This window comes from Peribacillus sp. SIMBA_075 (assembly GCF_046534585.1).
The window spans coordinates 1-237 of sequence record NZ_JAWRYN010001581.1 but is presented as its reverse complement, the minus strand read 5'-3'; the positions used below and the strand labels follow the sequence as shown (position 1 = coordinate 237).

General features: G+C 45.1%; 1 protein-coding gene. It reads right to left on the bottom strand.

Translation table 11 applies throughout. The annotated features are described in order from the left end of the window. On the bottom strand, positions 1–237 hold a 237-nt coding region (locus SB775_RS33745; RefSeq protein WP_410865660.1), incomplete at both ends, for an SDR family oxidoreductase.

The window sequence follows — 237 nt, the reverse complement described above, 5'->3', positions numbered from 1 at the left end:
AGGACATGACCATTCCGCCATCCACTTGGATGGTTTGGCCTGTAATATAGCCTGCTCCTTCAGAAGCTAAAAAGACAACAACGTTGCTAATATCTTCAGGCGCACCAAAGCGTGCAAGCGGGATTTGTTTGAGCATTTCTGTCTGCACATTGTCATCAAGCTTATCTGTCATATCTGTAGAAATAAAGCCTGGTGCTACTGCATTGACTGTAATATGGCGGCTTGCCAGCTCTTTTG